Source organism: Vibrio cyclitrophicus, from assembly GCF_024347435.1.
Taxonomy (GTDB): Bacteria; Pseudomonadota; Gammaproteobacteria; order Enterobacterales; family Vibrionaceae; genus Vibrio; species Vibrio cyclitrophicus.
In genome coordinates, this window is sequence record NZ_AP025481.1 from 229,846 (window position 1) to 256,367 (window position 26,522).

Consider the following 26,522-nt stretch of genomic DNA (forward strand, 5'->3'; position numbering starts at 1 on the left):
TATGAGAGGGAAACGAATAGAAGTGCTAACGGTAAAATACAGAACGCGGGAAAGATGTTGAAGTCGCGGTCATTTCGCTTCGGTTTATCTTTGGATGTTAATTTGGTAGCTGTTGGTGGTTCGATGAAAGGTTATGTAATACTTTTCCTGTGAGCTCTGAAATAGTTATCGTTTTATGACTAATTTCAGTTGCCTTAATTGAGCTCACAGGTGGTTAAGATCGATAAAGCGATCAGTAGATTGTACTTTGAGGTCTGCTGTATAAGTAACCTTGATGCAAGTTGTAGCCAAGTTGACACAAGATGTATTGTTGTCTGCGAGTTTCGACACCTTCGTAAATCATGGTGATGTTTGATAGGCGCCCAATTTCTGAGATGTTGAGCAACACGCCTTGATGGTGATCCCCAGACTCAATGTCTTTGACAAAACAACGGTCCAGTTTCAAGTAGGTTGGGTCAATAGTGCTAATGATTTCGATGTTATTGTTTCCTGTACCAAAATCATCTAATGCGATCGTAATTCCCAACTTTTTGATCTCTTTGATGTTATCTATAACTTCACATCCGTAGCCGATATTGGAGTATTCGGTTATTTCGACAACAAATTCGTTCGCTTCCATCGCCATGAAGTGCTCTTTAATCTTTGTAAAGTTGGCACCGACTAAAGAGCTAGGGCAGACATTAACGCCATAAATTTCGTGGCTATTGTGTAACTTGGCATTTCTGACCGTTTCAATGATCAAAATAGTATGGAAAGTGAGTAAATTGGTACGTCTCATTGTGTCGATGAAGCTTAAGACCCCAACGTTACGGACTCGAGTCAACAGCTCATAATATAAAACGCTGTTGTCTTCAGTGTTAATGATGGGTTCCTCTTCACAGGAGATATGCCTCCAACGAAGCAGGTATACGACGAAGCCAATAATATAAGAGTGATATAGAAGTGCTGCTAGCAGCAGTGATAGTATGATCCACAATGCGACGATGTCATCGCTGTAGAACGTAATGGATGCACCTGTAGGCAAAGAGGCTTGATAAATCGACTGACTATTTCCACCTAGATTCAAAATATAGTAACCATCCTTTTCGATAGTTACTGAATCAATAAGCAGTGGGATTAACGAATTTCTGTAGCGTGCTTCGATAGCGCGCTTAGCAATACGAGCGGTGAGATCAATATTTTGCTCAGGGAGCACGAATCGTGAATAAGCGAAGTCCAAGCTATTGTAAAATTCGTCAATTTTATCGAGCTCCACTCTTTTTGAGCGTGTGGTGGAGATGTAGCATGAGCCAGAGGGGGTCGTCATCACAATCGAATCAAGATTGAGAGAATGTCTCATCGCGTGTACAGAACCATCGCTTCCGCAGCCATAATTCATGATCTCTTCTACTATAAGCTTAGTGTTTTCACTGTATTCGTCTGCAATCTTTGTCGTGTAAAGGATTTGGAAAAGGTAAACAACGAACAAGAAAAATGCAGAAACTGTGAATACAACGACCAGAGCTCTGATGAAATCTCGGTGGTAAGTGTTGAACATCAGCTTTAACATTTTGATGTGGTTTGGCTTAAATTTGTTGATATTGTACTTTGGGGTTATGCGGTCTGCTGAGCTTTTATCGAGATCAATAAAGTAACCCACTTTATAAAGATTAGAGATAAGTTCATTGTCGTTATTCACTTTTGCTTTCTTGCAGAGATTACGATACTTCTTTCTTATTGAAGCGATAATGTTTTTTAATGCGTATAGGCTGAACTCTTCATCAAAATGTGCTTTAAAAGATTCTTCAACATCTCTCGCGGATTGCGGGTTTGATATTGATGAGTTTTCAATTAAGTATTTAAATACGAAACTCTCTTTACTATTTAGACTTTCCTCTGATATCTTATTACTGTTTCTTTTTATATAGATCTTTTCTTCATTATAAATAAGTTGCAAGCTCTCATTATTGTTGTTTATATTGAAAGAACAGTGCATAGCTCAACTCCTAGGCGATCGTTGTTATATTTTCGTGATTGATGTGTAGTGACTGGGATTTTCATTCAACCCAAGAGTCCTTTCTAAATAACATAACTAAAATGTCACCATTCTCTCTCAAGATGTTGATATTAATCGCAGAATTCTGATTTTAATGAAAGGTTATGGAGATGTTCATCCAAAACCTGAATTTATAAATAAAAGCCGATGATTTACAAGGGATAAAGAGGATTTATCCATTTGTTTTAGCATTTATCCATTTCTCGCGTTACATTTTGCCGCTTTCATGTCGATATTTAGGGTTTGCTAATTTAGATGTTGTTTCTATTATCAAGGTTTATTGTTATGTGAGATTTATCAGAAATTTTCAGGATAAAATTAATTTATTAATATTTACATTACTAATTAGGATGTATAAAATTTAAGCTAATACTTTAAACATACTAGTTTTACGGTATTGATTTAAATATAAATATAAATATAAATATATTTTGTGTGGGTAATTTATAAAAATGGATTTGAAGGGGTTTTATTGGTTGGAGAGTATTGTGCTGATCTTAAGGGTAGATAATTTTAAATTTAACGTAGAATACGTATTGGCTGTATTTTGCTAGCACGTGCATTGCCTTGGATATTTAATAACTTCACCATCGAAGCGGCGGAAATCAACCCTAGAATTAATAAACAGGTGATAATTTACAATAAAGTGAAGCCACGTTGTTTTCTCATTTTCTTTAATTTCTTCTTAATATACAATTATAGGCAAAGGGTAATCTAAAAACTTATATCATTACAGTTAGTAGGTATAATGTTTGAGCTGTTTTCTTATCGTTTTTTTAACTATATTAAACAGTTGCTTATGAAACATTGTAATCTTGTATTTACTTATGCAAGCCTTTGTAAGCGTGACTTATGTGTGTAACAAGTGGTCACTAAGAAAGCGATTTTCTACTTCACTAGATGGTATAGGCTTGCTAAACAAGAATCCTTGCAAGTACTGATAACCACACTCTACTAAGAAAGCCTTCTGTGTTTCTGTCTCGACTCCTTCTGCAATCACTTTGAGCCCTAACTTTTCACATATAGCATAGGTCGCTTGAACAATAGCCTTACTTCCTTTGTGTGACCCGTGGACAAAGCTTTTGTCTAGTTTAACGGTACTAATGGGTAAGTCATGGAGCATTGAGAGCGATGAGTATCCGGTGCCAAAGTCGTCTAGATGAAGTTCTACTCCTAGCTTAGAAATGTCGCTTAATGCTTGTCTAACTTCACCATGTTTAAAAATCATTGACGATTCAGTGATCTCAAGTGCGATATTCTGAGGTTGTATGTTGTAGAAGTTGAGCATCGCAGATAGTTGTTGGGCGAAACTTGCGTGCATCTGGATACTAGAGATATTGATGCTCATCATTAACTGATTATCAAACTCTCTATGCCACATCGAAAGCTGTTTTAGCGCAGAATTAAGAACCCACCTCCCAAGCGGTACAATTTGCCCAGTTTCTTCCGCTAAGGTAATGAATTCATCAGGGCCAATGTCACCTAAGTCTTTGTCAGACCATCGGAGTAGAGCTTCAAACCCTTTCACTTTATTACTGTTAGTGTTCATGATGGCTTGGTAGTGCAAGTTGAGCTCATCATTTTCTAAGGCTTGGGCCAAGCGATGACGGATTTCAGCTTTGCGGTGAAGAGTTTGTGCTAAGTCGGGAGTGAATGTCTGAAAGCGATTTCGACCATTCGCTTTGGCTATGTGCATCGCCATTCCCGCTTGCTTCAACAGTGATTCTTGATCAACGGCGTTATCTGGAAAATGTGCGGTACCAATACTGCATCCTACTGACAGCGTTCCAATACCACTGATATGAAAGCTCCGGTTTAATGCATCAATAATGCGAGAACAGAGTAGTGGGATATTATGATTACGGCAGTTATGAGCGATTACAATGAATTCATCGCCTCCAAATCGGCCGATCATGCAGGTTTCATCTACCAGTTGTTTAAGACGCTCACCAACTTGTTTGAGCAATTGGTCACCGGCACTGTGTCCATACGTATCATTGACTAATTTGAAGCCATCAAGATCGACGAACATTAGTTCAAATGGCGCACGGTAGGCGATGCTGGTTTCCAATAAATTAGTAATGCCCCGCCGATTATACAGTTCGGTTAGACAATCGTGTTCAGCGTTGTACTTAGCCTTTATCAGGCGCTCTTTTTGCTTTGTTGTGCATGTCAGGTTTAGCAGTAATTCACTTTTATCGAATAGCCATTTGCCTTGAACATCAAAGTGATGAGTCTTTTCATCAATTTTACAACTGACTTCTTCTAAAATCTCTCCCCCCTTACGAGCGTAAAACAACCATTGTGCAGCGATCTCTTCGCTTGAAACGAAATCAGAGAGGGTAGTAAATGGGCTACCATAGTTTTGGTAAAATGCTGAGTTAGCGCTCACTACTTTTCCTGACTTATCAAATAGGAGGGATAGGTTCGCACCGTCAGAGCATGCTAGATCATGTTTGAGGCTGCCTTCTTCAGCTATGACTTGAACTAACATACCGGTACGGTCATCGGGCAGTGGAATCCCAGAAAACAAACATAATGCCCGTTTAGAAATGTATCTAGGTGTGAAATTCCACCATGTCTTGATGCTTTCATTGCGCAGAAATTGCCTTTGGTATTCTTCCAGTGTTGCCTCTATCGCTTTTGACATCTCTACACTAAAATCGCGAGATGTTAGCTCAAATAAAGACTCCGATTCCCACAAAGGGAGGGCACTGGTATTTGCCCAAGTTATTCTTTTATTATCAATGTCATAGATCCAGATTGGACATTTGAGATGTTCGAAAGGTTGATAACTGGTCATCATGTTGAGCTCTACATACTGATTTTTTGGTCGCACGATGCCTACCGAACTCATTCATTCAGTTGGTCGCGTATTCAATTGGATTCTGGCGTTTAATAGCCAATGCGAAACCGTGTGTTAATGAAAGAATCTATGAAAGGAAAAGCAATATTTTCAATGAGAACACGTGTTAAAGGTTTAGAGATCGGATGATCTTGGTGACTTTACCGTTTGGATTGGTTTCGATGGCATAGCCTTTCTTATCATCAAAAATTTCACCATCGATGAAGTGCCACCCGTTAGAGACCTCTAAGGTTTCTTTAGTGAAATTATCGTCGAACATAGAATGGTTTGGGTATACCGTTTCAATGGCTTCGAACAACAGTTGAGCTTCATCTCTATTGGTAGCCGTAAAGTCTTCTTTTAGGCACATTGTTAACTCCGGTAGAGGCTGAGTGGTAAAGGGTTCTGTCATTGACCCCAACACACCGTTATACGAGTAAAAGCGGTAGGATCCCGAATTACTTTCACTGCCGTCCGGTGATTTGATGTAAGGCGTTGCATTATAAAAGTCACAGGTGAAGACCATCTTTTGAATAATGCTGCTTTGTGAGATGACTTGAATGTCTATCCAAGACTTAACTTGATCTTGAATCTTACTGACCATTTCTTGCGAATGGGTATCAGCAGCGAGTGGTGTTGATACGAAAGTAGCAGTAGTCAGTAGTAATGACAGTGATTTAATCATTTGAAAAGTGGCCCTGTGAGGAAAGTCATTATTGCAAAATATTGTCTCTATTTGTTATTTGATTGGATGTTACTTGAAGAATATATGTCTTAACAGACGGCGCCTTCTTTCTAACAATCTAAAATACTGCAATGGAAATGACGCAACCGTTTTTATTGCGTTTTTGGTATTCTTGATAAGATTTATAATCTTTTAATTTCATATTTTATGGTGATATTAACTAGTATATAGGTGGTGTATGGATGGTTGATTTGAACGGTTGTTGTAAAGATCTGAAATGTAAGTGTGAGTAAGAAAATAAAGCAAATGTAAGGGCTGTAAAGTTACTTAAAAACTCGAGGAGGTATCCGCTCTAAACTACGGAATTTACGTAAATTAGAGTGAACTGATAGCTCATTGCTATGCTTTGTAAATGTATATTTACAAAAATGATTATTATGTTTTGCGTACGGTAAAATCGATACTCTAATAACAATATTGATGATATATGATCTGTATATATACTGCCTTTGCTTTTAATTAATACGGGTGATATGAATGTTGAAAACCAAAGTGCTCATTGTCGAAGATGACCAAGAGATAGCTCGTTTAACTACACTTTATCTTGAAGCTGAAGGCTACAATGTTAGCGTTGTTCATGAGGGTAATTTTGCTCTTGATGCAATCCGAAATATCGAACCAGATTTGGTCTTATTAGATTTAATGCTTCCAGGTATGAATGGTGCACAGATTTGTCGCCAAGCTCGTGAGTTTTACAATGGGATGATCTTGGTCTTGACGGCTTCTGCTGATGAAATGAGCGAAGTAAGCTTATTCAAATTTGGTGCAGATGATTATGTTGCGAAACCGATTCGTGGTCATGCGTTATTGGCGCGAATTGAAGCGTTATTACGCAGAGCTTCTCCTGTTACTGCTTCTATAGAATCTGCCCCTGAAAAGCAGTGTGATATCGTGATCAACACGACCGCCCAAAGTGCTACTCTGTATGGACAAAACCTCAAACTTACTTCTGCTGAGTTTGAAATCTTAAACCTTCTGGTTAATAACATCAGTCAAGTCGTTACTCGAGATCAATGTTGTCAGTTGTTTAGAGGGATTGATTACGCCTTCAATGACCGTTCGATTGATATGCGAGTCTCTGGTTTACGACGAAAGTTACGTATTCATGCAAAAGATAAGCAGTTGATCCGTACGGTTCGTAATAAGGGATACATGTTAGTTGCGTAAATTCATAGCGGCGAAACTTCGCTCTGTTTCAATGTTTGCCCGCTTGTATCTTGGGATTGTTGTGGGCATGTCGGCAACGATCTTTTTGTTTGTGAACCTAGGCGAAGGCCACATGCGAAGAACTGAGATCGAAACCTTCCTGAATGATGGTATTTACTTCGTTGAGCAGTATACCCGTCAACATAATCAAGAAAACTCTCTGTATAAAGAACTCGACAGAACAGGCTACCAACAATTTTATATTTTCAATTTACGTCTGTTAGATAATTGGTCGGGAGAGGCTCCTTGCCAACGATGCGAGTTATTTACTACTTTAAACGGTGTGCCAATATACCTTAGTGATAACAATCTGTATTCGGCGGTATTCCAACTTCCAAATTCTAAATTTAGTTTCGCATTTAGTGAGGTAGGGGATTTCTTCTCTCCTGAAATTGAATGGTATGAAGATTCAGAAAGGAATTTTTTGCTTGGGCTTTTGTTGGCCGTGATTGTCTCAATTGGGGCGAGTGTCTACTTACCTGTGAGGCGTTTTCAAGAAAGAATAGAATTGTTGGTTGAGAAGCAGAAACAGTTTGGCAAGGGGAAGCTCAGTACTCGCTCTGACCTCGACGACATTCATCCTGTGTCTGATTTAGCCTGCAGCTTTAACTTTATGGCGGAAGAGATCGAGAGCAAGGTGAAACAAAGCCACATCTTTGCTCAAGCTATCCCACATGAAGTGCGAACTCCGCTGAGTCGTATTCAATTGGCAACTGATATTTTGAGAAGAGGCGCGCCTGATCATCATCAAGCGCTTTTCGATGATATTGATACTTACATTGAAGATATCAACGATCTCACTTCAGAAATCATCATGCTGTCAAAATTGAATGTCATGGACAACTCATTCTTTGAACTGGTTAAAGTGACCTCTGATCTTCATGAGTACTGTCTCGATCGGACTCGTTATTCGCAGTTAGATGACGTGACCTTTGATTCCAAAGTAGGTCAAGATTGCAAGATTAAGTGTGACTGCTCGATGGCACGTTTGGTTTTCGATAATATTCTAAAAAACGCTGGTAATTACACACACGATAAAGTGTGGATGACACTGGATGAGAATTCAGAAAATTGGTTGGTGGTTATTGAAGATAATGGTTCAGGAATCCCAGAGGACAGGCGTGATGATGTGTTTCTTCCGTTTGCGCGCCTAGATTCAAGCAGAGCTTCTACAACAGGTGGCTTGGGGTTAGGGCTTGCTATTGCCATGTCGGCGGCTAAAAAACTCACTTGGGATATCAAAGTCAACGATAGTAGATATGGTGGCGCTAAATTTAGTATTGTGATTCCTAAGTGCATATAACGGGTTGATTTAAGAGCTACTTTGGTTCATAAAATAACAAAGTCACGGTTCAATATTGTGGCTTTGTTATTTTTAATCGACATGTGTTTATCGCTTTGAACGATGTAGGCCATAAATAGCATGGTCTATGATTCGGCCATTCAAGTTCTCATTACGAGTGATGATACCTTCTAACGTGAATTGTAAGCGCTCACAAACTTTACGGCTGCTCATGTTCTCAGTCGCGGCTGATATTTCAATCTTTTCCATATCTAACTCTTCGAAAGCAATCTCAATCAGTTTTTGAACTACACGAGTGACAATACCTTTGCCTTGTTTAGTCTCTGATAACCAATAGCCAACCGTTACCTTCTTTGTACTGTGGTCAATTGTATTGAAGCTGCAGTTTCCGACGACGTTGCCTTTATAAATAATCGCACATGTCATGCTTTTACCTTCAGCATAATCGTGTAACGAACGTTGAATGAAGATTCTAAAGTCTTGCGCTGTTTTACAGTGTGGTGGCCACGCAAGCCATTGGCTTAGGTACTCGTTTTGGCTCTGTGAGATTTCCGCGTAATGAGAGGCGAAATTCTCTTCAACCAATGCGATGGATAGTTCGTTATCTATTATAGTCTTAAACATGTCTTTCCCTTTTTGGCTGTTTTGCTCAGTGAATATTTGCCAGCAGAATATAATGTCGGATGATTTTCAATATGCAACCAATTGTGGCACGAATTTTTCGTGATACGTTAGGTCAATCACGAAACTCATTAATCCTCACAATAATTGTGTATATAATCATTAACTATGCATTAGTATTAGCAACCTAAATATATAAAAACTATAAAAATTCTAGGCTTAATTAATGAATCTACATTGCCAAAATGTAACCGTAGACCTAAGGAAGGCTCTATTTGGTATAGCGAAGGCGCTTGATAACGTCGGTTTTGAAAGCAAAAACCATGGACAAAGAGTGGGCTATATCGCCTATCGGTGTGCTTTGAGTGTAGGGTGGGAAGAAGAGCAGGCGCAACTCGCGTTTTCTCTAGGCTTAATTCACGATTGCGGTGTGTCACAAATTGACGAACAACTCAGTTTGACCTCAGTGTTTATTCCAGACTCAAGCTACCACCATTGTCAAAAGGGCTATCAGATTCTAAAAGAGTGCCCCGTCCTTTCAATCTTCTCTAAACCTGTACTTTATCACCATACTCCTTGGATTGAGTTAAAGACAATGCCAATCAGCGAGCTGGAAAAAGAGTTGGCTGCAATTGTGATGCTAGCCGATAGAGTAGATTATCTTTACGGTGTCACTTCTTCAGATCGTTACGGAAACCTGACACCAGATGGCAAGGCGAGCATTATTGAACGTTTGACTGAACAAGCCGATGAGATGTTTGAAACTAACCTCGTTCAACACATGTGTGAGTTAGTTGATTTAGATGATTTCTGGTTTTCGATGGAGATCCCTTACATCGAAAATATGAGGGATAATTTTGAGCCAGTCCCCTTCTTTTCTCAACAAATGTCATTGGATGAGACGGTTGCCTTTGCTGAATTTATTGCTAATGTTGTGGATACCAAAAGTTCGTTTACTTTTAAGCACTCCTTGAAGGTTGGGCAACTTTCAGAATATTTAGCCAAACAGCTTGGTTACTCCTACACCACTCAACGCAAACTCTATTTAGCAGGGTTAGTTCACGACATTGGTAAATTGCAAACGCCAGGTGATATTCTCCATAAGCCTGACTTACTGACTGATGAAGAGTATTGCTGTATTAAGAGGCACGCCACGGACACTCGATTCGCGTTGCAGGAACTGTTTAGCTCACCTCAGGTTTGTCAGTGGGCATCGAATCATCATGAAAGGTTAGATGGATCAGGCTACCCTATGGGAAAAACCGCTGAAGAGTTGGACCAACCGAGTCGAATTGTTGCTGTGGTGGATGTTTTCCAAGCATTAACGCAATCTCGACCTTATCGTAAGGGAATGACACTACAAGAGGCTCTCGCTATCTTAAGAGCTTATGTTGATAGCTATAAGTTGGATCGAGAAGTGTTTGAGTGCCTTGAAAAACACGCACAATATTGCTTTGAATTATCGACTGATAAAAGAATGTATGCGTTTTGATGTTAGTGGATGCTGAAAGCAGTAAAGCATTTGTAAGTCATGTTCGAAGATAAATGACTAGACAATAAAAACAGAAAAGCGATGGCCGAGGCTATCGCTTTTTAATGGGGGCTGTTAGGAGATAAAGATTAAGATCTATAGAGCAAATTAGTATCGTTTTAAGATCTCGATGATCTCTTGCTCTGTTTCCGCTGCAATGATGGCATCAATGTCATCATCATTCTGGAACAACTCTGATAGCGCCATAATGGTGTGGATATGGCTATCTGAATCCATTGCAGCCAGAGTAATTGAAAGGTAAACGTCACCGTTGTCTTCCGACTCTAAATCAACCCCTTTCTTGAACACGGTCACTTGCAGTGATGCCTCGTTCACACCATCTTCAGGGCGAGCATGAGGCATCGCAATCTTTGGTGCTAGCACATAGTACGCGCCAATGTCTTTATGCTTTTGTTTAATAGCATCAACATAGCCTGCCTCGATTTTGTTGTGTGCTAGCAGTCTTGAACAGGTCACATCAAGCGCAGCGTCAACGGTTAGGTTCTCGTCAGAGTTGATGATAACGCCTTGGTTACCAATTAAATCAAACAGGCTCATGAAACAATCCATCCTAGAATCAGACCAACAACGCCGAAGTCGAAGTCAGCAAATGTTGTTGCTTCAAGACCAAGGCCACCCAGTACTGGAAGTAGCAGCATCGGTAGGAAAGAGATACATAGACCTTGCGTGAATGAACCTAGAATTGCACCACGTAGACCGCCAGTAGCGTTACCGTAAACACCAGCTGCGCCACCAACGAAGAAGTGAGGAACCACGCCTGCTACAATGATGGTCCAGCCAAGCGCGCCTTGAACAGCCATTGCTAGTAGGCCAGCTGCGAAAGAACAAAGGAAACCGATAAGTACCGCGTTTGGCGCTACAGGGAATACCATAGGGCAATCAAGAGCAGGTTTTGCACCCGGTACTAGTTTGTCCGAAATACCTTTAAATGCAGGAACGATTTCAGCAATTAGCATCTTCACACCTTGCAGTACGATGTAAACACCACCCGCAAAGATGAGAGATTGCATGAAGGTGAAGACAACCCAGTTCTGACCACTTGATACCGTTTCTACAAACTCACCGCCAGCAATAATAGACGCAAGCATGAAGAATATAGCCATGGTTGTTGCAACAGCAACAGGCGTATCACGTAGGAACATCAGGCTTTTAGGAACTTGAATATCTTCCGTTGTTTTCGATGTGTCACCAAACTTGCTACCAATGAAACCAGACACGATGTAAGAAAGGGTAGAGAAGTGACCGATAGCCAGTTGATCAGTACCCATCACTTTCTCTGTGTACTTTTGGCCTAGTGCTGGCATCACAACCATCAGTGTGCCCACAATGAGCGAGCCGATTGCGACTAGAGCAGTGCCTTCAATGTTTGCTGTAGACAAAATTACGGCTACTAGCATAGACATGAACATTGTGTGGTGACCCGTTAAGAAAATATATTTTAAAGGAGTAATACGAGCCAATAAAATATTCACAACGAATGCGAAGAACATAATTAGAGCCATTTCATAACCGAATGCTTCTTGTGCTAATGCAACAATTGCTTCGTTATTTGGAATAACACCACTTACGCCAAAAGCTTCAGTAAATACAACCGAAAAATTATTTAGTGCGCCAACAAGAGCGCCAGCACCAAAACCTAAAATTAGGAAACCCATCACGGTTTTAATTGTGCCTTTTAAAATGGTGGAAATATCTGCTTTTTGTGCAACAAGGCCAATGAAAGCAATTAAACCTACCATGATTGCTGGCTCTTTTAATAAGCCAAGCATGAACTCGAAAAAGTTTTGCATAAATTTGACCTTACATGAAAGTTTTTAATTGTTCTTCGATGGATGCTTTGTCAAAAATATTTTTAAGGCTGATGATATTCTCTTTTCCGCCTTCTTTTAACTGGTTTGCAACATCTGTTGCTGCTACCCAAATATCAGCATTACTTGAAGCCGCAGATGATAGATCTTCATGATCGACTTCTGCTTCAAAACCCATTTTTTTAGCGACTTCTTTTACTGCCATTTCCATCATAAGTGAAGTACCAAGGCCATTACCGCAAACTACAAGGATCTTTTTCATAATATTTGTCTCAATTGGATTTTAAAGGTTGAGAAGCTTCGTTCTCTTATTGTGTGAGAGCATAGTAATGGAAATATTACGAATTCAATAAGATCTCCATCACAAAGTCAAAATGAGATTGTGATGGGGGTCTCGTTAATTTTCAGCAAAGATACAGAGTGAGACTTTGATCAAATTTAACTTTTTTATTCGAATATGCAATGTATTTTATTCAAAGAGATTGGCTTATTTATTTGAGGCGTGCGGGTGTGAACATCGAGCGGCTTTATTGAGGAAAATAGACAATTAATCGTATCGACCGTAATCGGTAAGCATTTTCTTGAGCATGCTATTAACGTCTTTGGTCTTTTTGCTTCTTTTTGTTAATTGGCTAAGTGAGGTTGGTTTTGGATTTTCAATTTTTTCATTATCTATATCTTCAAGCTTGTCTTTCATTTTTTGTACTGCGGGTAAGAGCATGCGAATTTCTTCATTATTCGCATTAGTCAGCACAACAATATTTTCAGATTCGACTTGGGTGATAGTAAGAATACCGTGTTTTACAGATTCAACTTGTTCACCAATCATAATTGACTCAGGAGCTACTGAACGATCGGTAAGTTGACCTGTACGTAATTTCGCCGCACTAATAGCGCGAATATTTCCAGTATTTTCAAACGCAACAATAACAGTATGTGTATTGTAATATTCAACTACTGTCACATAGCCGTGTCTATTTGTTTTGAATCTAGCTCCATTGTTCATGTCGTGCGGAGCTTCCATTTTCTTCACGTGTGTCCTCTCTTCGTTTTGATGGCTGTTATATCTAATCAGCTCTAATTTTTATAGATAATGAATGGGTGAGTTAATACAAAGTATATACGCATCTAAACTTAAGATGAATCTTGAAGTGGCGGTAAATGAGGCACAACACAGAAAAGGGGTAATAATTACACAGAATTAACTGCACAATTACTCTGCTCACTACAAGGCATAAACATCTCGCGCTCATTTCATAAAGCTTGTTTACAAGTGACTGTTAGGTAGCTTTTTATTAGGTAATTGGTCAATAAATACAGGTAAATATGTGATGAAATCTGCATTGATAGTAGTTTTGTAAATTATTGATTTAATGAATGTTTACTGATTGCGTCTGTTTTTGTTAGAACATCCTATTCAAAACAATAAGATAGGTAAATATAATGAAAAAACTCGTCAGTTTACTGCTCGTTGCAGTATCGCTTGGGCTTTCTGGCTGTGCAACTGTATTAACTGCGGAACAAAGTGCTCCGCAATTGAGTGTGGTCCCACAAGAAAAAGCGCTGACTATTGCTGTCATTGATAAACGTCCATACGTTCTAGACCAAGATAAAGAACCAAAGTTTGAGGGCATTATTCGCAGTTCATTTGGGATACCTTATTCATATAATACGGCGACTCAGCAACCAATGTCTCAGTTTTTGACTGATAGGCTCGTTGCAGGCTTAAAGAAGCAGCAAGTGACGGTGGACTCAGTCGAGACGACACCAAACGAAGACATCACAAAAGTCGTTGAGCAGATGAAAGCGTTCGACAATAAATCTATGATGTTCGTCTTGAATGAATGGAAGTATGATTTCCACGCGTTCACAGATAACTCTTGGTACAACGTTAATGTGATTATTTATGATGAAGCCGGTAAGAAGTTACTGAGTAAAAACTTCCAAGGTGAGAATGATGTTCCGGATGGCGGCGCGATTATCAATGAGATGCAGCTTATCTATAAACAGCGTTTTGAAGAAATCTTTCAAGATGTTGAAGTAAAAAGTGCTTTGCTAAACTAGTTACTGGTATTTTCTTTTATATTCTAGAAAAGCCACGTCCTGTGGCTTTTTATTTTAACAATAGATCTAGTTAACTTATATCTGACTGCTCCGGTCGATCTCACCGATAAACACTCCGTTTTGCGCAATCCTTAACCGCGCGATCGTTTGCGTCAAAATATGTGATGAAAGTCTCATTTAACTGTCTATACTTCTCTTCCGGTTTTAAGCCGGTGCTTAGCCAATACAAGCCGTCACATGGATATGTGAATGACCCCACGGACCGGACCAGCTACGTTCCACTGCTTGTATAAGGTGATCTTTACATGAACAACTCGTTGTTACATTCGCTAACTTTGTTAGCTCCTTCATCGCGTAGCGTTTTGCTTGCGGTTCTTTGTCCTATTCCTTTGATGTCATTTATTTGGCTCATGTTCACTCTTTAAGGGCTACTAGGACACATTATGAATATTCTATTTGGTCTTGTCGGTGTGATTGCACTGATTGCTTGTGCGTGCTTGTTATCTGAAAGTCGTTCTGCGATTAACTGGAAAACGGTCTCTCGTGCACTATTACTTCAAATCGGTTTCGCAGCCCTAGTGTTGTATTTTCCATGGGGACAATTGGCACTAACGAGCATGAGCAACGGTGTTTCTAGCCTGCTTGGTTTTGCGGACGCTGGTATCGCTTTTCTTTTCGGTGATCTAGCCACTGATGGTTTTATTTTCGCAGTTCGCGTACTTCCAATTATCATCTTCTTCAGTGCTTTGATCTCCGCGCTTTACTACTTAGGCGTAATGCAAAAAGTGATTCAAATTCTTGGTGGTGCCGTGCAGAAACTGCTTGGTACCAGTAAAGCAGAATCTTTGGTCGCTACGGGCAACATCTTCCTTTCTCAGGGGGAGTCTCCTCTTCTTATTCGACCGTTTTTAAAATCTATGACTCGTTCTGAACTGTTTGCCGTCATGGCTGGTGGTATGGCATCGGTTGCGGGTAGCGTGCTAGGTGGTTATGCCGGATTAGGTGTTGAGCTTAAATACCTTATCGCAGCAAGCTTCATGGCGGCTCCTGGTAGCCTTTTAATGGCGAAGATCATTGTTCCTGAGCGCAGTACGCCAAGTGATTACGAGCACATTGAGCTAGATAAAGCAGACCAAAGCAATGTGATCGATGCACTGGCAAGTGGTGCAATGAACGGTATGAAAGTGGCAGTCGCTGTCGGTACTATGTTGATAGCCTTCGTGAGTGTGATTGCGATGGTAAACACAGGATTAGAAAGCTTGGGTGAAACGTTTGGTTTTGCGGGTATTACGCTGCAAGCTATCTTCGGTTACCTGTTCTCGCCTTTAGCATGGCTCATTGGTATCCCGAGTGATGAAGTTTTGATGGCGGGTTCATACATCGGTCAGAAGATTGTAATGAACGAGTTTGTTGCTTTCATCGATTTCGTTGAGAACAAAGCGCTGTTATCTGAACACAGCCAAGTCATCGTGACGTTTGCTCTATGTGGCTTTGCTAACATTGGCTCTATCGCAATTCAGCTGGGTTCAATCGGTGTAATGGCACCAGAGCGTCGTGCTGAAGTGGCAAACTTAGGCTTGAAAGCAGTAGCTGCTGGTACGCTTGCAAACCTAATGAGTGCGTGTTTAGCGGGTATCTTCATCCTGCTTTAAGCGAGATTCAGTTGAAGCGAATATCTTTCTTGCGGATTCAACGTGAGAAGGGTGTCCGCTTTTTTGTGCCTGCTCGTTAAGTTGATTCAGATTCAAGCTAACACTTTCATAGCTCTGCAGTGTACAAGGTTCACTCGGAAGAGTAATAGAGCAAGTCTCTCTTATCCTATATACTTGAATATCATTAGGTTGCGATTAATGTCATTCTGTTTCGATTAATAGCATTCGGTTTCGATTAAGCACATCCGTTTTCGACGAAGGATAATGGCAACCAAGTCCAATAAATCAAAGGTCTCCCCATGAACATGCGCGTTCTCATTGGTATTATCACTGCTTTTATCGGCTTGTTTGCGATGGTTTATCTTATTGCCGGTGGCACTCAGTTTCCCATCTACCAGTGGCCGCAAGAAGCGTATCTCGGTTTGGTGTTTAGCGTAGTATGGGGCGCTGGCGTCGCAGCATCGGTGGCTTATGTCTTCTCAGCTTTGGTGTTTGTGACTGTCGCGGTGGTTTGCTATGCGATCGGTTATAAAATCGGTGGGCTCTTTTCAAGCAAGCCGGAAGCTTAAACCATAAGTTCAAACAGACGACTCTTTGCACGTTCTTTTGGGGTTAACACTCGCCTTAACCCTCTCTTAACCCCCAACTCATTATCTTGTCTCCATTCTTACAGGAGACAAGAAGATGAAATTGAATCTTCCTTTAAAACATTCCCTTATTTCACTTGCTCTAATTGGTTTGATCGGTTGCACGACAACCAGTCAGACTGACTATGTTTCGCTAGCTGAGCAAAGCACTAATCAGACACAACAAAGCTTACTCGCAGAGCTGATTCAACTGGCTTCTAGTGATCAAGCGTCTACTCAACAAGATCTAGACGCTAAGAACCTACAACTCACCGATTTAGTGAACGCACCGGAGCTCGATCTCTATATCGAACGCGCTCTGAAGAACAGCCCAAGCCTCCAACAAAACATCACAGCACTCAAAATAGCCTATGCGCAGCAAGGTGTAACTTCAGGTGATCGCTTACCAACCGTCGATGCGAGCTTTTCTGGTCAAGCTGACGAGGGCACTAACGGTTCAAGCACCACTGAAACTTATACCACGGATGTCACCGTTGGTTGGGAGTTGGACCTATGGCAGAAATTAGCAGACACAAACAATGCAGCTTTAAAAGACATTGCGACGTCTCAGGCTAACCTTCAGGGCGCTCAAGATCTTTTGGTCGCGAGTGTGATGAGAGGTTGGCTTGATATCAGTTTGAAGCAACAGCTGGTCGATATTGAAACGCAGCGCTTGGTGATTCTAGAAAACAACGAAGAGCTAGTTTTAGAACGTTACCGCGCAGGGCTGGGTAGCCTTGAAGATTTAGATAACGCGAAAACGAGCAGCGCATCGACTCAGGCAACCTTGGCCGATTACCAAGAGCAACTTGCACAAAGTCGACGTGGGTTGGTTTTGTTAACGGGGCTGTGGAGTGGGGGGTCTGATGAAGCGTCTCTCACTGATCTCGGTTCATTTCCAACCATAATTAATCCATTAGATAACATTCCGACGCAAGATCTGGCAGGTCGTCCCGATCTGCAAGCGGCTTTCTTTAATATCGAAGCGGAAACTCTGCGTGCTGATGCTGCATATAAAGCAATGCTGCCGTCTATTAGCTTATCTGCAAGCCTAACCGATATGGCGGAGTCACCGAGTGAAGCGTTGCTTACCGGGCCTTTGTGGAGTGCGCTTGGCCAAGTATCCGCACCATTGTTTCAAGGTGGAAAGCTCAAAGCCCAAGCTGAGATTGCAGACCTGACTACAGAAACAAGCTACTGGGCTTACCAAGAAACACTGTTAAATGCGGTGAATGAAGTGGAAAACGCAATGGGGCAAGAATCTTCACTGACACTTCAACAGCAGCACCTAGCAAACGCATTAGTAAGCGCACAACGTAGCTTTGCCAGTTATGAAGAGAAATACCGTCAAGGTTTGGTCGATATTTTTGATCTACTTTCTGTTCAGCAACAAACCTACGACCTTGAAGCACAGCTAGCACAAACCATTTATAACCGTCTCGTAAACCGAATTTATTTAGGCCTAGCTCTGGGCTTGGGAGTATCCTCATGAAACTAAATACCATCACTATTGCAATTACTCTAGTTGCTGGTTCAAGCATCTTTGCAGCCCTTGCTTACAATGGTTCTCAAGTGCAACCTTCGCCTCAGAATACGAATGAACTGACAGTTTCAGATCCTCAAACTGAGTCTGTTACCACTAAGTCTATTGGAAGTAAGTCTATTGCAGTAAAGACTTTACCTGTTTCACAACAGCAACAGGTGTCGGTTGTTGCTGCAACTTTAGGCGATTATTTAGCGGAAGTTGTGGGCTATGGAGAAGCGAAGTCACGTTATGAACTGATGTTCTCAACAGAGGTGAGTGGTCGAGTCGAGGCGATCAGTTCACAGTTTGAAACTGGACAAGTAATCGGCAAAGGTGAGGTGATCGCCAATATTGATTCGACTAGCTATCAGCAAGCTGTGACAGAAGCAAAAGCGAATGTTGCTCAAGCTCAACTGGATTTATTAGAAGAACAAAGGGAAGGTGAACAAGCCAAATCTGAATGGAAACGTTCTGGTTTATCTGGCGAGCCTGATTCACCTTTGGTATTGCGTGAACCGCAATTAGCACAAGTCACCGCAGCTCTAGAGAACGCCAAACTCGAGCTAGCTAAGGCTGAACAAGACCTCGAAAAAACAACTTTGGTTGTCCCTTTTGATTCGTTGGTCGTGAGCCGTGATGTTCAACCCGGAAGCTATGCACAAACGGGTACTCAGATCGCTACGCTCTATAGCATTGATGAGGTTGAGGTATCAGTGCCGCTTTCTGAAAGCCAATGGTTGAGCTTACCAAACAGCGATAATTCGCAACTGAAACAGCAACCATGGCCAGTGACTCTGTCAAGTTCTGATGGCCAGTTCCAATGGCAAGGTTATGTCGAGCGAGTTGAGCAGCATTTACAGCAAGACACACGTCAACGTTCTTTGATCGTGAAAGTCGATAATCCTTTGGAACAACAGAAAGATCTTTACCCGGGCACATTTGTAAAAGCAACGATCTCTGGTAAACGACTCACTCAATTGTGGCAGCTTCCCGCTTCCGCAATTTCTCAGCAGGGCGACTTGTGGTTTGTCGATGCAAATGGCCAGCTTTCGAAATCAAACGCGAATGTGGAGTTTGAAAAAGGTGGTTTGATTTATGTCGATCCAACTAAGTTGAATAACCCAAACGTATCAAATAGTGACAGTGTACAAGTGGTAAAACGTCCATTAAGTAGCTTCAAAGTAGGTATGATCGTTCTGGCTAAGGCGGAGGGTTAAATCATGTCGAACGATAACCAAGCACGCGCTAACCAGACGTCGAGCAAGCCACATGCGGGTGCGATTGCCTGGTTTGCCAATAATTCTGTGGCGGCGAATTTACTGTTAATGGGTGTGATCATTACTGGTCTGCTATCGCTTAACACGTTGCGTAAAGAAGCGTTCCCAAGTCTTGAGCCTGATGTCGTGTCGGTATCGGTCACCTATGACAGTGGCGACCCTATTCAAGCGGAAGAAGGCCTTGCGATTAAGATTGAAGACGCGCTAGAAACCGTGCCGGGCATTAAACGTATAACGTCAACTTCTGACGCGAACGGTAGCTATGTTTCTATTGAAAAAAACAGCACTTATGATCTTGATACTTTGTTGACTGACGTGAAGACTAAGGTTGATGCGATTAACAACCTGCCTGCCGACGCTGATAACCCAGTGATTGATAAAGCTCGAATGCAAGATCACGCCTTGTGGGTACAGATTTATGGTGATGCAGACAGAGCAACGCTGCAGAGTTTAGCTGAACAGTTGAAGTCAGACTTATTGAGCCAGTCTGCAATCAGTGATTTGGAAATCAAGGCTAAGGCTGACCCTATGATCTCGGTTGAGGTTGATGAAAACAAGCTTCAAGCTTATGGGTTAACACTGACCGACGTGTCAGAAGCAATCAATGCGGAATCTTCTGCAGCTATCTCGACCAGCCTTCGCAATGGTGAAAAAACCGTTCGTTTGAAGGTGTCTGAACAAGCGTATGAATTACAAGATTTTGATGCGATTCCTGTACTGACGACTACCGATGGCACTCAAATTACCTTGGGTGACATCGCCCATGTTGAAGACATGTTTGCTGATGATACTTTTGTGCTTTCTCGTTATAACCAACAGAATGCGATGGCTATTGAGATTGTGATGGATGAATACGGAGACGTAGTCAGCATTGTTGAACAGGCTCAACAAGTGGTAGAGCGCTGGGAAAACAGCAACATGCTGCCTAGTGATGTTGAAATCGAAACTTGGTACGACAAAAGTACCATGATCAAAGATCGCTTGAGTCTATTGGTAAAGAATGCGTTAACGGGTATTGCTCTGGTATTCATCGTACTAGCGGTATTCTTAAACGTGCGTGTCGCTTTCTGGGTAGCTGCGGGCTTACCGTTTGTCTTTTTTGGCACCATGTTCTTCATGACAGATAGTTTCATGGGGTTAACCATTAATGAGATGACCACCTTTGGCTTTATTATGGCGCTCGGAATTGTGGTTGATGATGCCGTGGTGGTCGGAGAAAGTATTTACTCGACACGTAAAGAAGACGGGGACTCAATAGACAGTACTATTCGCGGTACGATGAAGGTGGCATCTCCAACCATATTTGGTGTTTTGACGACAGTCGTTGCTTTTCTCGCGCTTGCTAGCGTTGAAGGCAAAATGGGGCAGATTTATGCTCAATTTGGCACTGTCGTGACGATCTGTTTACTGCTGTCTTTGGTTGAGTCTAAGTTCATTCTGCCTTCGCACCTTGCACACATTAATACTAAGCGAAGTGAAAAGAAGGGGATGTGGGCTCGTGTTCAACATACTGCCGATACTGGGCTAGGTTGGTTTAACAAGCGCATCTATTGCCCTGTGATTGAATGGGCGCTAAAGCTGCGTTATGCAGTGGTGATGGTTTTCTTATCACTGCTTATCTTGGTGTCCGGGTTGCCTATGACGGGCGCGGTTCGTGTGGCGTTCTTCCCAGATATGCCGGGTGACACAGTGACAGCCGATATGTCGATGCAAAACGATGCCAGCTTTGGTCAAACACAGCAGAACTTGTTGGTGCTTGAAGCGGCAGCAAAACAAACCGATGAAACACTGAGATCTCAATACGGTGCTCAAGGTGAACCATCTGAATTGCTTAGCCTTCAGGTTATCGCCGATGCTGATGATTCGGGTCAGGTAAGAATTGAGCTCGACAGCGACAGTGTTTACACATCCAATGAATTTGCAGATTCGTGGGAAGAAACAGTTGGCCAAATGGAAGGCGTTAAGAAGCTGAAAGTCTTGTCTAAAATGGAGATGGTCGACAACTTTAAAGTTGAACTGAAAGCGTGGAATGAAGAATCAGTAACGGCTGCGGGCAATGAGTTCTTAGCCAAACTGCAAACCATCGACGGTGTGAGTGGCATTGACCACAACTTGGACCTTGGTGAACCTCAGTATCGCTTTGAATTAACACAACAAGGCCGAGCATTAGGGTTTGATACTGCAAGTCTTTCACAACAAGTGTTACAAGCGTTTGGTGGCGACATCGTTCAGCAGTTCCAACGTGGTAAAGATGAGGTGAAAGTTCGAGTTCGTTACCCAGAATCCGATCGTCAAACCATTGCTGATATTAAGCAGTCTAGTGTCAGAACCAACGATGGTACTGTGGTGCCTTTAAGTTCGGTTGCTGAAGTGCATTCAGATTACCAAGTTTCAGAGATTACACGTATTGATAGTCAGCGAGCGGTTTATATTAGTGCTGTATTGGATAAAGATGTAGTTGCACCTGCAGAATTGGTTCATCAGTTGCAAGATACTTTGGTACCCAATTTAGAAGCGCAATACCCGGGGCTAACGGTGGACTTTGCTGGCGAAACCGAAGAGCAAGAAGAGACGGCCAGTTCCATGATGAGTATGTTTGTGCTCGCGATGATCGCTATTTATACCTTACTTGCTATCCCGTTGCGTTCATACATACAGCCAATGATCATCATGACCGCGATTCCATTTGGTATTGTCGGTGCAATCTTAGGACACTGGTGGAATGACTTAACAATCAGTATCCTATCGTTAAATGGTATTTTAGCGTTAAGCGGTGTGGTGGTGAATGATAGCCTGCTATTGGTGTCTCGTTTTAACGAGTTAATCAAAGAAAAAGGCAAGTCAGTTCACGATGCGATTGTGGAAGCGTGTTCTAGTCGTCTAAGAGCGGTGTTACTTACATCTGTCACCACGTTCGCAGGTTTGACTCCACTATTAAGTGAAACGTCTTTACAGGCTCAGTTCCTTATTCCTGCGGCCGCTGCGCTAGGTTACGGTATTTTGTTTGCTACGTTCATTACGCTGATTTTGACGCCAGCGCTATTACTGATTCAATGCGAAATTAAATCGCTGATACTTAAAGCAACTCACCGAGTTAAAGGCGTCGAGCAAACGGCTTAATAAAGGCTAAGCTAATGATGATATCTAGGCTGATGGCTGCCGAGTTAGTCTCAGAAATATCGGTCTAGATTCGTTACAGATCAAAATATTAAATCGCCGCATAACAAGCCACACTACAAACAATAATAGAGGTCGTCACGATGGCAGAATCCGTCACCAATAAACTCACAGATAAGCTCCAATTGCTTTTGGTTGAAGATGACCTCGATTTGGCTACTGCGGTTATTGATTACTTAGATTTGGAAGATATTCAATGCGACCACGCGGCGAATGGATTAGCTGGGCTCAATCTCATCGAAACAAACCGCTATGATGCGGTGATCCTCGATCTTAACCTGCCTAAAATGAACGGATTGCAAGTCTGTGAAAACCTGAGAACGCAAGGTATTGATACGCCTGTATTGATGCTCACAGCGCGGGATACCCTAGACGACAAGCTGATCGGCTTTTCCAAAGGGGCCGATGATTATTTAGTGAAGCCATTTGCGATGGAAGAGCTGATTGTTCGAGCGCAAGTCTTGGCCAAACGACGCAGTGGGCAGGTAAGTCGTTTATCCGTTTGCGACTTAGAAATTGACCTTAAACAACATCAAGCTTATCGTGCCAATTCTCCTTTAAAGCTTTCACCGACCGCATTGAAAATATTAGAGATCTTGATGCGCTCTAGTCCTACCCCAGTTTCACGAGAGACGATAATGCAAGGGGTGTGGGGGGACGAACAACCGGACAGCAACAGCTTAAAAGTACATATCTTTAATCTGCGCAAACAAGTGGATAGCGAGCAAGAGAATAAATTACTGCATACTATTGCTGGCAAAGGGTTTGCGATTAAGGAGTTACCTGAAAGATGAAGATTAGGCCAAGTTTAAGAATCTACGTCCTGCTGGCGATTTTGGTTACTGGAGTGACGACCATTCTGGTGCTATCGGCGTTGAGCATCAATTACTTTATTTCTGGGATGGATGTGGCTATGCGTGGCTCTATGATTGCTCAAGCTCAGCAAGAGGCAGTTAAGCCAGGTGAGCCAATGACCAATCAAGAGTTTACGGTTGCTACGCGCTGGAGCGATTTACCGCAAGGTATTCGAACTCATATTGAGCAGAGTAACGTTGAGTTAAACGTCATCTCGAAAAAGATTCTTGGCAAGTCGATATTTGCACCGCCAAAAGAAGGTTACTTTGTCATGAAGGTGATGAAGGGAGACCAAGTGCGTTACGTTTCGGCTGTGTTTGACCAAAGACAAGACCACTTTTTAGAAGACAAAGCATTGCCTCATTTTGTGACGATTTTTCTGACGGCGTTAGCCGCGATTATTCTGTTTTTTGCCATTTTAGTTTTGATACTACGAAAGGTAGCATCGCCCGTTGAACAACTAAAAAATTGGGCTAAATTGTTAGATAAAGATAACCTCTGCGAACCTACACCAGATTTTCATTTTAGTGAGTTGAATACTTTGGCAAATATCATTCGCGACAGCTTAAGTTCAGTTCAGAGTGGTTTAGAACGAGAGCAGAAGTTTTTAGGCTATGCCAGCCACGAGCTGCGCACGCCGATTGCAGTCACAAGAACCAATAGCGAACTGCTAGAGAAGTTGATTAAAAAGGGCAAGAGCCAAGAAAAGCAGCTTGAAGTGATAGACCGAATCAAGCGTGCAGGCTTTACCATGACAGATTTAACTGAAACCTTGTTGTGGCTAACCCGACAGCAAAATAAAGACCTACCAGTTGAGCACATACATCTTGGCGAATTGCTGCGACAGATAAACCACGACTTAACCTATCTATTAAATGGAAAAGCTGTGGTTGTAAACCTTGAAAGTGACGACACGCACTGCCAGTTACCTGTTGGGCTTACTCGCATTGTGCTGACTAACTTAATCCGAAATGCATTCCAACACACTGGCAGCGGTACTGTGCGTATTGTTCAATCAGGCTCAAAAGTCACCATCGTTAACCACAATACCGATGGCACAATCGAAGATAATCATTTGGGCTTTGGCCTAGGTCTGGAGTTAACTGAAAAGCTTCTGGCACAATATCAATGGCAATACCACAACCAAGAACAGGCTGGTGGACGTGAAGTGTGGGTGGATTTCTCATAATGCATTGGCTTGATCGTTTTAAAGTGTTTCGTTATCACCGAAAACAGACCCATCGTTGGAAAGGTAACAAGGCAAAGTCTTTGGGATGGACCAGCGAAGAGAGCCAACTGTGTCGCTTTGAAGTTATTGCGCGTTCGGCAGACTTTGAGAAAAAGAGTGTTTTAGATTTAGGTTGTGGCTATGGAGAGTTGTTTGAACTGCTTGATAGCATCTATCGAATTCGCTCATACACAGGCGTTGATCAACATACCGATTTTTTAAATAAGGCCAAGCAAAATTACACAGAACAACGCTGCGAGTTTTTATCGGGTGACATGAGCAAGATGAACCTCGAGCCACACGATATGGTTATCGCCAGTGGCTCATTGAACTACATCTCTCGTGATACAGCTTACCTAACCAATATGATCACTCGTATGTTTGGATTAGCGAATCAGACTGTGATTTTTAACCTTCTCAATTCAAGTCAATATCCATCTCGCAATACCTTGATGAGTTACCACCCTGATGGCGTATATCGTTTCTGTAAAACGCTTTGTGATGATGTCTCGTTAATAGAGGGATACGCAGAAGGGGATTTCACGATAGTGATGAACAAAAGCGTATGATGACCTTAATATGAGCCAAAGCAACCACCTGAAATAGACAAAAGCCGCAAACCTAAAGAAGGGTGCGGCTTTTTGGGCTATTTAGACCAACTTATCTGTTACCGTTAACTTAACGAATGTTATTTAGCAAACGTAAATTCATCAACAGTCGTTATTGACTCAGTGGTTTGTTTTCTACGAGCCCATAAGGGATATTACTAAACACCTTAGGGTTGCCTTTTAGGGTTGGCGCTTCGTTTACTTGCTGCCAGTCGAGTAACATGATCGCCAGCACGTTGCGGTGTTCACCGTATTCAAGATCAAAATCACCAGTGATCGAAGGGATCATGCCGCGTTGCTTGTCGATAGCGGATTGTATTGCGAGACGTGTTTTCTCAACAACGGGATCATTTTCTAAGCCTGCCAATAAGAAAGTTAACCCAACCTCAGCAATCACATCTTCTTTAGCACGTAGCAAAATCGTATCAATGTTCTCTTTGAAGTAATCGTAGATCCATTGATGTTCTTGTTCACTCACTTGGTGTTGATAGTACTCTGAGTCACCAAAGATCACGTGTGTCATGCCATAGAGTTTATTGCCGTACTGCTGGGTCGAAAGCTTCTTATCTTGCTCATCTGGGTAGGCCTTTTTGAAGGTATCGATGAACTGCTCGACAACATCTTGCTCTCCTAGTTGGCGTAGCCAATAGACCTGATTAGCTAATTGGGCAGCCCACGCTTTAATCATGTCTTCATTGGTCACGTATCGTGAGAAGTCATAACGACGAATGATTTCACGCAGTTCGGCATCATTGTTGTGTTCTAAACCGTATTCATTGGCTCGCGCCATAGAGCCTAGAAGGTCAACGCCAAGATAAAGGTATTCTGGCATGTGTTTGGTGATGTTGTAGCGTCGAACACTGCGCTCATCGTTATCGCCAACATAAGAAGCAACGCGCTTCTCTGAGTAGAGTACGATTTGCTCCATGGTATGAACGTCGTTCGATAGGGTGCTGAGTTTACTCGCTACACGTGCCATATCACTCCACACCGCAGCCGAATATTTATCGTCTAATGTTTGGCGATACATGCGCAGCCCGTAGTGACCTTCTTTGAAGGCGGGCAGGGTGTAAAGTTGAGTTTCGTATGTAGTGCGAATGAGGTCAGCTGATTGCTTAAAAGATTCTTTCTGAGATTGGAGATCATCAGCTTGGTATTGAGTCTCTGTTGCGCTTGGTTCCTGAAGCGTTTCCTGTGCGTGAACCGCAATTGCAAAGGAGGCTGATAACAAAGTGCATAGGGTTATGGTTTTTAACTTCATGTCGTAAGGTACCAAGCTGATTAATAGTACAAGTAAAATAACATTGATGAATCCTTTAATGTAAGGTTTGGGTCAATACAATGTAAGCTTTATAAGGTTCATTGAGGATTTTTGATTTAACAACCGGAGTGACT

General features: G+C 42.0%; 21 protein-coding genes. 12 read left to right on the forward strand and 9 right to left on the reverse strand.

From position 1 onward, the window contains the following. Positions 1–232: 232 nt before the first annotated feature. From OCW38_RS16095 to OCW38_RS16105, 3 genes are all read right to left on the reverse strand, one after another. Positions 233–1,975 (reverse strand): EAL domain-containing protein, encoded by a 1,743-nt coding sequence (locus OCW38_RS16095; protein ID WP_261896259.1) that lies wholly within the window; start codon positions 1,973–1,975, stop codon positions 233–235. Between the two features lie 910 nt (positions 1,976–2,885). Continuing rightward, positions 2,886–4,892 carry a putative bifunctional diguanylate cyclase/phosphodiesterase gene (locus OCW38_RS16100; RefSeq protein ID WP_010428526.1) on the reverse strand — a complete coding sequence of 669 codons (2,007 nt, stop codon included), beginning with the start codon at positions 4,890–4,892 and terminating at the stop codon, positions 2,886–2,888. A gap of 115 nt (positions 4,893–5,007) precedes the next feature. Further along, positions 5,008–5,565: a hypothetical protein gene (locus tag OCW38_RS16105; RefSeq protein ID WP_010428529.1), complete on the reverse strand. Its 558-nt coding sequence runs from the start codon at positions 5,563–5,565 to the stop codon at positions 5,008–5,010. A 537-nt stretch (positions 5,566–6,102) separates the two neighbouring features. Between OCW38_RS16105 and OCW38_RS16110 the strand changes: the two genes are divergently transcribed. After that, the gene (locus OCW38_RS16110) at positions 6,103–6,792 is read left to right on the forward strand and encodes a response regulator transcription factor (RefSeq protein WP_010428531.1); all 690 of its coding nucleotides are present in this window, start codon (positions 6,103–6,105) and stop codon (positions 6,790–6,792) included. Then, positions 6,785–8,134 (forward strand): sensor histidine kinase, encoded by a 1,350-nt coding sequence (locus OCW38_RS16115; RefSeq protein ID WP_010428532.1) that lies wholly within the window; start codon positions 6,785–6,787, stop codon positions 8,132–8,134. The genes OCW38_RS16110 and OCW38_RS16115 overlap by 8 nt, the downstream gene beginning before the upstream one ends. A gap of 87 nt (positions 8,135–8,221) precedes the next feature. On the opposite strand, the gene OCW38_RS16120 is transcribed toward OCW38_RS16115, so the two are convergent. Beyond that, on the reverse strand, positions 8,222–8,758 hold the full coding sequence (locus tag OCW38_RS16120) for a GNAT family N-acetyltransferase (protein ID WP_016769107.1): 537 nt from the start codon (positions 8,756–8,758) through the stop codon (positions 8,222–8,224). A 223-nt stretch (positions 8,759–8,981) separates the two neighbouring features. Between OCW38_RS16120 and OCW38_RS16125 the strand changes: the two genes are divergently transcribed. Next, a complete protein-coding gene (locus tag OCW38_RS16125) occupies positions 8,982–10,247 on the forward strand; it encodes an HD-GYP domain-containing protein (RefSeq protein ID WP_010428535.1) in 1,266 nt (421 codons plus the stop codon). A 147-nt stretch (positions 10,248–10,394) separates the two neighbouring features. Here OCW38_RS16125 and OCW38_RS16130 read toward each other — a convergent pair whose 3' ends face one another. The 4 genes from OCW38_RS16130 to OCW38_RS16145 form a co-directional block, all read right to left on the reverse strand. Then, positions 10,395–10,844 (reverse strand): PTS sugar transporter subunit IIA, encoded by a 450-nt coding sequence (locus OCW38_RS16130; protein ID WP_010428538.1) that lies wholly within the window; start codon positions 10,842–10,844, stop codon positions 10,395–10,397. Then, entirely contained in the window at positions 10,841–12,097 is a 1,257-nt protein-coding gene (locus OCW38_RS16135) for a PTS ascorbate transporter subunit IIC (protein ID WP_010428541.1), read from the reverse strand. Before OCW38_RS16135 ends, OCW38_RS16130 begins: the two co-directional genes overlap by 4 nt. 10 nt (positions 12,098–12,107) lie before the next feature. Further along, positions 12,108–12,377 (reverse strand): PTS sugar transporter subunit IIB, encoded by a 270-nt coding sequence (locus OCW38_RS16140; RefSeq protein WP_010428543.1) that lies wholly within the window; start codon positions 12,375–12,377, stop codon positions 12,108–12,110. A gap of 285 nt (positions 12,378–12,662) precedes the next feature. After that, positions 12,663–13,139: a hypothetical protein gene (locus OCW38_RS16145; RefSeq protein ID WP_016769108.1), complete on the reverse strand. Its 477-nt coding sequence runs from the start codon at positions 13,137–13,139 to the stop codon at positions 12,663–12,665. 419 nt (positions 13,140–13,558) lie between these two features. On the opposite strand from OCW38_RS16145, the gene OCW38_RS16150 reads away from it, so the two are divergent. The 9 genes from OCW38_RS16150 to OCW38_RS16190 all read left to right on the forward strand — a co-directional run bounded on the left by OCW38_RS16150 (position 13,559) and on the right by OCW38_RS16190 (position 25,088). Beyond that, positions 13,559–14,179, forward strand: coding sequence for a YajG family lipoprotein (locus OCW38_RS16150; protein ID WP_010428546.1), 621 nt, complete (start codon positions 13,559–13,561; stop codon positions 14,177–14,179). A gap of 443 nt (positions 14,180–14,622) precedes the next feature. Further along, positions 14,623–15,831, forward strand: a complete 1,209-nt coding sequence (locus tag OCW38_RS16155; RefSeq protein WP_010428547.1) for a NupC/NupG family nucleoside CNT transporter — start codon at positions 14,623–14,625, stop codon at positions 15,829–15,831. 299 nt (positions 15,832–16,130) lie between these two features. After that, the gene (locus tag OCW38_RS16160) at positions 16,131–16,400 is read left to right on the forward strand and encodes a hypothetical protein (RefSeq protein ID WP_016769111.1); all 270 of its coding nucleotides are present in this window, start codon (positions 16,131–16,133) and stop codon (positions 16,398–16,400) included. A gap of 115 nt (positions 16,401–16,515) precedes the next feature. Continuing rightward, the gene (locus OCW38_RS16165; RefSeq protein ID WP_016769112.1) at positions 16,516–17,949 is read left to right on the forward strand and encodes a TolC family protein; all 1,434 of its coding nucleotides are present in this window, start codon (positions 16,516–16,518) and stop codon (positions 17,947–17,949) included. Beyond that, positions 17,946–19,199 carry an efflux RND transporter periplasmic adaptor subunit gene (locus OCW38_RS16170; RefSeq protein ID WP_016769113.1) on the forward strand — a complete coding sequence of 418 codons (1,254 nt, stop codon included), beginning with the start codon at positions 17,946–17,948 and terminating at the stop codon, positions 19,197–19,199. The genes OCW38_RS16165 and OCW38_RS16170 overlap by 4 nt, the downstream gene beginning before the upstream one ends. Positions 19,200–19,202: 3 nt before the next feature. Next, positions 19,203–22,379 (forward strand): efflux RND transporter permease subunit, encoded by a 3,177-nt coding sequence (locus tag OCW38_RS16175; protein WP_016769114.1) that lies wholly within the window; start codon positions 19,203–19,205, stop codon positions 22,377–22,379. Between the two features lie 140 nt (positions 22,380–22,519). Beyond that, positions 22,520–23,230: a response regulator transcription factor gene (locus OCW38_RS16180; RefSeq protein ID WP_010428552.1), complete on the forward strand. Its 711-nt coding sequence runs from the start codon at positions 22,520–22,522 to the stop codon at positions 23,228–23,230. Further along, the gene (locus OCW38_RS16185) at positions 23,227–24,480 is read left to right on the forward strand and encodes a sensor histidine kinase (protein ID WP_016769115.1); all 1,254 of its coding nucleotides are present in this window, start codon (positions 23,227–23,229) and stop codon (positions 24,478–24,480) included. The genes OCW38_RS16180 and OCW38_RS16185 overlap by 4 nt, the downstream gene beginning before the upstream one ends. Then, positions 24,480–25,088, forward strand: coding sequence for a class I SAM-dependent methyltransferase (locus tag OCW38_RS16190; RefSeq protein ID WP_016769116.1), 609 nt, complete (start codon positions 24,480–24,482; stop codon positions 25,086–25,088). Before OCW38_RS16185 ends, OCW38_RS16190 begins: the two co-directional genes overlap by 1 nt. 151 nt (positions 25,089–25,239) lie before the next feature. Here the strand turns inward: OCW38_RS16190 and OCW38_RS16195 are convergent, their stop codons facing one another. After that, complete coding sequence (locus OCW38_RS16195; RefSeq protein ID WP_016769117.1) at positions 25,240–26,388, reverse strand: DUF3541 domain-containing protein; 1,149 nt, start codon at positions 26,386–26,388, stop codon at positions 25,240–25,242. Between the last annotated feature and the right edge of the window lie 134 nt (positions 26,389–26,522).

Coding starts and splice junctions, on each gene's coding strand:
- OCW38_RS16095 (WP_261896259.1), bottom strand. CDS start 1,975: ATGCACTGTTCTTTCAATATAAACAACAATAATGAGAGCTTGCAACTT.
- OCW38_RS16100 (WP_010428526.1), bottom strand. CDS start 4,892: ATGAGTTCGGTAGGCATCGTGCGACCAAAAAATCAGTATGTAGAGCTC.
- OCW38_RS16105 (WP_010428529.1), bottom strand. CDS start 5,565: ATGATTAAATCACTGTCATTACTACTGACTACTGCTACTTTCGTATCA.
- OCW38_RS16110 (WP_010428531.1), top strand. CDS start 6,103: ATGTTGAAAACCAAAGTGCTCATTGTCGAAGATGACCAAGAGATAGCT.
- OCW38_RS16120 (WP_016769107.1), bottom strand. CDS start 8,758: ATGTTTAAGACTATAATAGATAACGAACTATCCATCGCATTGGTTGAA.
- OCW38_RS16125 (WP_010428535.1), top strand. CDS start 8,982: ATGAATCTACATTGCCAAAATGTAACCGTAGACCTAAGGAAGGCTCTA.
- OCW38_RS16130 (WP_010428538.1), bottom strand. CDS start 10,844: ATGAGCCTGTTTGATTTAATTGGTAACCAAGGCGTTATCATCAACTCT.
- OCW38_RS16135 (WP_010428541.1), bottom strand. CDS start 12,097: ATGCAAAACTTTTTCGAGTTCATGCTTGGCTTATTAAAAGAGCCAGCA.
- OCW38_RS16140 (WP_010428543.1), bottom strand. CDS start 12,377: ATGAAAAAGATCCTTGTAGTTTGCGGTAATGGCCTTGGTACTTCACTT.
- OCW38_RS16145 (WP_016769108.1), bottom strand. CDS start 13,139: ATGGAAGCTCCGCACGACATGAACAATGGAGCTAGATTCAAAACAAAT.
- OCW38_RS16150 (WP_010428546.1), top strand. CDS start 13,559: ATGAAAAAACTCGTCAGTTTACTGCTCGTTGCAGTATCGCTTGGGCTT.
- OCW38_RS16155 (WP_010428547.1), top strand. CDS start 14,623: ATGAATATTCTATTTGGTCTTGTCGGTGTGATTGCACTGATTGCTTGT.
- OCW38_RS16160 (WP_016769111.1), top strand. CDS start 16,131: ATGAACATGCGCGTTCTCATTGGTATTATCACTGCTTTTATCGGCTTG.
- OCW38_RS16165 (WP_016769112.1), top strand. CDS start 16,516: ATGAAATTGAATCTTCCTTTAAAACATTCCCTTATTTCACTTGCTCTA.
- OCW38_RS16170 (WP_016769113.1), top strand. CDS start 17,946: ATGAAACTAAATACCATCACTATTGCAATTACTCTAGTTGCTGGTTCA.
- OCW38_RS16175 (WP_016769114.1), top strand. CDS start 19,203: ATGTCGAACGATAACCAAGCACGCGCTAACCAGACGTCGAGCAAGCCA.
- OCW38_RS16180 (WP_010428552.1), top strand. CDS start 22,520: ATGGCAGAATCCGTCACCAATAAACTCACAGATAAGCTCCAATTGCTT.
- OCW38_RS16185 (WP_016769115.1), top strand. CDS start 23,227: ATGAAGATTAGGCCAAGTTTAAGAATCTACGTCCTGCTGGCGATTTTG.
- OCW38_RS16190 (WP_016769116.1), top strand. CDS start 24,480: ATGCATTGGCTTGATCGTTTTAAAGTGTTTCGTTATCACCGAAAACAG.
- OCW38_RS16195 (WP_016769117.1), bottom strand. CDS start 26,388: ATGAAGTTAAAAACCATAACCCTATGCACTTTGTTATCAGCCTCCTTT.